This window comes from Ancylomarina longa (assembly GCF_003996985.1).
Taxonomy (GTDB): domain Bacteria; phylum Bacteroidota; class Bacteroidia; order Bacteroidales; family Marinifilaceae; genus Ancylomarina_A; species Ancylomarina_A longa.
This window is the reverse complement of record NZ_RJJX01000045.1, coordinates 1-5,659: the sequence shown is the minus strand read 5'-3', so window position 1 is coordinate 5,659 and position 5,659 is coordinate 1. Positions and strand designations below refer to the sequence as shown.

Below are 5,659 nucleotides of genomic sequence, written 5' to 3'. Positions count from 1 at the left end.
GATTAGGAAATGGGGAAATAAATGATTTATCTTTGCACCGCTTTAAACGTAAGGCGGGGGTTTTGAAAGGGGTTAAAGATGCAGATTGGAGGCGCTGATTAGGGACTAAAAAAAAACTTAAAAAAACTTTGRCAAAAGCTTAGGAAAAGGCGATTAAATTGTTTTATCTTTGCAGCCGTTTAAGATTTCTCAAGGGTTACCCGGTATGTATGGGGTATTTGGAGAGGATTTGGAATTTGAAAAAAAGTTTAAAAAAGATTTGCAAATTTAAAATAAAAGTATTTATCTTTGCAGCCGCTAAAACAGCGAAAGTGATTTGAAATTCTGGGGAGCAAAGGGCGATAAGCCTGGCAGGAAAAAACTCAAAAAAAACTTTGATTTTTTCTTGCAGATAAAAACAAAAAGTGTTTATCTTTGCAACCGCTTTARACGCCGGCAGCGGCGGATAAAAAGGAAGAAAATCAGAACAGAAGTTCTTTGAAAATATTGAAAACAAGAAGTTAGGTAAATACAAGAAAACAACCTTGTCAATTACAAAAACTTTAATACATCCAGTGAGACAGAATTATTTAAAAACTTTTATACAATGAAGAGTTTGATCCTGGCTCAGGATGAACGCTAGCGACAGGCCTAACACATGCAAGTCGAGGGGCAGCATTTCTAGCTTGCTAGAAGATGGCGACCGGCGCACGGGTGAGTAACGCGTATGCAACCTACCTTTCACAGGGGGATAGCCCAGAGAAATCTGGATTAATACCGCATAATAATTATGGATCGCATGGTTTATAGTTTAAAATTACGATGGTGAAAGATGGGCATGCGTAGCATTAGTTAGTTGGTAAGGTAACGGCTTACCAAGACGATGATGCTTAGGGGGTCTGAGAGGATAGTCCCCCACACTGGTACTGAGACACGGACCAGACTCCTACGGGAGGCAGCAGTGAGGAATATTGGTCAATGGGCGGGAGCCTGAACCAGCCATGTCGCGTGCAGGATGACGGCCCTATGGGTTGTAAACTGCTTTTTTACAGGAATAATTGTCAGTACGTGTACTGATTTGAAGGTACTGTAGGAATAAGGATCGGCTAACTCCGTGCCAGCAGCCGCGGTAATACGGAGGATTCGAGCGTTATCCGGATTTATTGGGTTTAAAGGGTCCGTAGGCGGTCTTTTAAGTCAGTGGTGAAATCCCAGAGCTCAACTCTGGAACTGCCATTGAAACTGAGGGACTTGAATATGGTTGAGGTAGGCGGAATACGTTATGTAGCGGTGAAATGCATAGATATAACGTAGAACACCAATTGCGAAGGCAGCTTACTAAGCCATTATTGACGCTGATGGACGAAAGCGTGGGGAGCGAACAGGATTAGATACCCTGGTAGTCCACGCCGTAAACGATGATTACTCGTTGTGCACGATACACTGTGCGTGACTGAGCGAAAGCATTAAGTAATCCACCTGGGGAGTACGTTCGCAAGAATGAAACTCAAAGGAATTGACGGGGGCCCGCACAAGCGGAGGAACATGTGGTTTAATTCGATGATACGCGAGGAACCTTACCTGGGCTTAAATGCAGTTTGACCGTCTTAGAAATAGGACTTCTCTTCGGAGCAAATTACAAGGTGCTGCATGGTTGTCGTCAGCTCGTGCCGTGAGGTGTCGGGTTAAGTCCCATAACGAGCGCAACCCCTATCGTTAGTTGCTAGCAGGTAATGCTGAGGACTCTAGCGAGACTGCCACCGTAAGGTGAGAGGAAGGTGGGGATGACGTCAAATCAGCACGGCCCTTACGTCCAGGGCTACACACGTGTTACAATGGCCGATACAAAGGGCAGCTACCTGGTGACAGGATGCTAATCTCTAAAGTCGGTCTCAGTTCGGATCGGAGTCTGCAACTCGACTCCGTGAAGTTGGATTCGCTAGTAATCGCATATCAGCAACGATGCGGTGAATACGTTCCCGGGCCTTGTACACACCGCCCGTCAAGCCATGGAAGCCGAGGGGACCTGAAGTTCGTAACCGCAAGGATCGACCTAGGGTAAAATTGGTAACTGGGGCTAAGTCGTAACAAGGTAGCCGTACCGGAAGGTGTGGCTGGAACACCTCCTTTCTAGAGATTGGGGTATTAAGATAAGTCTTTGTATATATAAGGCGAGGAAGTTTTTTATATTTCCTAACTTTTTTTGTTTTCATTTTTAAAATAACAACCATCACCCAGAGCGTTAGAGGATGATAAGATATATTGTCTCGTTTGCTTTGACTGACCTAGTCCTGTAGCTCAGTTGGTTAGAGCACTACACTGATAATGTAGGGGTCCGCAGTTCAAATCTGCGCAGGACTACACGAAAAAACGACGTAATGGGGGATTAGCTCAGTTGGCTAGAGCGCCTGCCTTGCACGCAGGAGGTCATCGGTTCGACTCCGATATTCTCCACAGAAAATACGATGGTGTATTTTAAAAGTTCTTTGACATATTGGAAAAACAAAAGTAGAAGTAACTAAAGTAAAGAAACAACGATTGATTTGGTAATGGGAATTTATTTTCATTGTCACAATAAGAAGTAATTAAGGGCGTATGGCGGATGCCTAGGCTCTCAGAGGCGAAGAAGGACGTGATAAGCTGCGATAAGTTTTGGGGAGGTGCAAATAACCTGTGATCCGAAAATTTCCGAATGGGGCAACCCACCTAGCAATAGGTATCCTAGTAATAGGAGGCAAACCCGGAGAACTGAAACATCTAAGTACCCGGAGGAGAAGAAAACAAAAGTGATTCCCCAAGTAGTGGCGATCGAACGGGGATTAGCCCAAACCTATATTGTTTCGGCAATGTAGGGGTTGTAGGACTGCAATAAGATAAATGGCGTGAAGTGGAACGTTTTGGAAAGAACGGCCGCAGAGAGTGAAAGTCTCGTACACGTAAGCAAAATGCATCTAGCAGTATCCTGAGTAGCGCGGAACACGAGGAATTCTGTGTGAATCAGCCAGGACCATCTGGTAAGGCTAAATACTCCTGAGAGACCGATAGAGAACAAGTACCGTGAGGGAAAGGTGAAAAGCACCTCGAACAGAGGAGTGAAATAGTACCTGAAACCGTACGCCTACAAGCGGTCGGAGCACTTTAGGGTGTGACGGCGTGCCTTTTGCATAATGAGCCTACGAGTTACTCCTCACTAGCGAGATTAAGTACTTCAGGTACGTAGTCGAAGCGAAAGCGAGTCTGAATAGGGCGTAAAGTTAGTGGGGGTAGACGCGAAACTTGGTGATCTACCCATGGTCAGGCTGAAGCTCTGTTAAACCAGAGTGGAGGGCCCAACCGGTTCACGTTGAAAAGTGTTCGGATGAACTGTGGGTAGGGGTGAAAGGCCAATCAAACTGAGAAATAGCTCGTACTCCCCGAAATGCATTTAGGTGCAGCGTCAGAGTCGAGAGTTATAGAGGTAGAGCTACTGATTGGATGCGAGGGCTTCATCGCCTATCAAATCCAGACAAACTCCGAATGCTATAACTTATATCTGGCAGTGAGCCCGTGGGTGCTAAGGTCCACGGACGAGAGGGAAAGAACCCAGACCATCAGCTAAGGTCCCCAAATGTATGTTAAGTTGAACAAACGAGGTAAGATTGCATAGACAGCTAGGATGTTGGCTTGGAAGCAGCCATTCATTTAAAGAGTGCGTAACAGCTCACTAGTCGAGCGATCTTGCGTGGATGATAATCGGGCATAAAACATGCTACCGAAGCTATGGATTTAGAATTTATTCTAACTGGTAGGGGAGCATTCTAACGGCGCAGAAGCGGTCTGGTAATGGATCGTGGAGCTTTTAGAAAAGCAAATGTAGGCATAAGTAACGATAATGCGGGTGAGAAACCCGCACGCCAATAGACTAAGGTTTCCTGATCAACGCTAATCGGATCAGGGTAAGTCGGGACCTAAGGGGTAGCCGAAGGGCGAACTCGATGGACAATCGGTTAATATTCCGATACCGGCTACAACTGCGATGGGGTGACGAAGAGATGACAACGCCGCGAACTGACGGAATAGTTCGTTGAAGGCCGTATGCTATGAGACTGGTAGGCAAATCCGCCAGTTGAGCTGAAAGCCGATAGTACCAAGCGTTTACGGACAATTGGATAGTGCGTGTAATTTGACTTCCAAGAAAAACCTCTAAGCATCAGGTTGTAGTTGCCCGTACCACAAACCGACACAGGTAGTCAAGTAGAGAATACTAAGGCGCTCGAGTGATTCATGGCTAAGGAACTCGGCAAAATAGTCCTGTAACTTCGGGAGAAAGGACGCTCACAGCAATGTGAGCCGCAGAGAAATGGCCCAGGCGACTGTTTACCAAAAACACATGGCTTTGCAAAATCGAAAGATGAAGTATAAGGCCTGACACCTGCCCGGTGCTGGAAGGTTAAGTGGAGGGCTTAGCGTAAGCGAAGGTCTGAAATGAAGCCCCAGTAAACGGCGGCCGTAACTATAACGGTCCTAAGGTAGCGAAATTCCTTGTCGGGTAAGTTCCGACCTGCACGAATGGTGTAACGATCTGGGCACTGTCTCAGCCATGAGCTCGGTGAAATTGTAGTATCGGTGAAGATGCCGATTACCCGCAACGGGACGGAAAGACCCCGTGCACCTTTACTGCAGCTTTACATTGATTTTGGGTAAGTGATGTGTAGGATAGGACGGAGACTATGAAGTGGGTTCGCCAGGACTTGTGGAGTCGCCCTTGAAATACGTCCCTTTGCTTATCTGGAGTCTAACGTCTAACGACGGACAGTGTATGGTGGGTAGTTTGACTGGGGTGGTCGCCTCCAAAAGAGTAACGGAGGCTTCTAAAGGTACCCTCAAGACGTTTGGTAATCGTCTGAAGAGTGCAATGGCACAAGGGTGCTTGACTGTAAGACCGACAAGTCGAGCAGGTACGAAAGTAGAGCATAGTGATCCGGTGGTTCCGTATGGAAGGGCCATCGCTCAAAGGATAAAAGGTACGCCGGGGATAACAGGCTGATCGCTCCCAAGAGCTCATATCGACGGAGCGGTTTGGCACCTCGATGTCGGCTCGTCACATCCTGGGGCTGGAGAAGGTCCCAAGGGTTGGGCTGTTCGCCCATTAAAGTGGCACGCGAGCTGGGTTCAGAACGTCGTGAGACAGTTCGGTCCCTATCTGTTGTGGGCGTTGGAAATTTGCGAGGATCTGACTCTAGTACGAGAGGACCGGGTTGGACTAACCTCTAGTGTATCTGTTGTGGCGCCAGCTGCATAGCAGAGTAGCTACGTTGGGCAGGGATAAGTGCTGAAAGCATCTAAGCACGAAGCCTACCTCAAGATGAGATTTCCTTTAAGGGTCGTTGGAGATGACAACGTTGATAGGTTGCAGATGTAAGTGCGGTGACGTGCGTAGTCGAGCAATACTAATTACCCAAAAGCTTCTGAGTGGTCAGGTCAATGGCTGAATCTTTACAAAGGTTCTTCTGCTTTTATTTTCAATATGTCTATGATATTTAAAGATTTTAGGTGTTTATAGCGACGGGGTTCCACCTCTTCCCTTCCCGAACAGAGAAGTTAAGCCCGTTAGCGCCGATGGTACTGCAGAGATGTGGGAGAGTAGGTCGATGCCAACCTTTAAAAGAGTCTTATTCCTTATGGAATGAGACTCTTTTTT

At 46.8% G+C, this 5,659-nt stretch carries 2 tRNA genes and 3 rRNA genes; all 5 read left to right on the top strand.

Going from position 1 to position 5,659, the window contains the following annotated elements:
• Window positions 1-583 precede the first annotated feature (583 nt).
• The 5 genes from DLK05_RS16220 (at window position 584) to rrf (ending at window position 5,618) form a co-directional block, all read left to right on the top strand.
• A 16S ribosomal RNA gene (locus tag DLK05_RS16220) occupies window positions 584-2,109 on the top strand.
• Between the two features lie 157 nt (window positions 2,110-2,266).
• Window positions 2,267-2,340: transfer RNA gene (locus tag DLK05_RS16215), tRNA-Ile, on the top strand.
• A gap of 19 nt (window positions 2,341-2,359) precedes the next feature.
• Window positions 2,360-2,433 (top strand) — tRNA-Ala (locus tag DLK05_RS16210).
• Window positions 2,434-2,554: 121 nt separating this feature from the next.
• Window positions 2,555-5,432 (top strand): 23S ribosomal RNA (locus DLK05_RS16205).
• Window positions 5,433-5,507: 75 nt separating this feature from the next.
• Window positions 5,508-5,618 (top strand): 5S ribosomal RNA (rrf, locus tag DLK05_RS16200).
• Together the 16S, 23S and 5S rRNA genes with 2 tRNA genes alongside form the textbook arrangement of a ribosomal RNA operon.
• Window positions 5,619-5,659 lie beyond the last annotated feature (41 nt).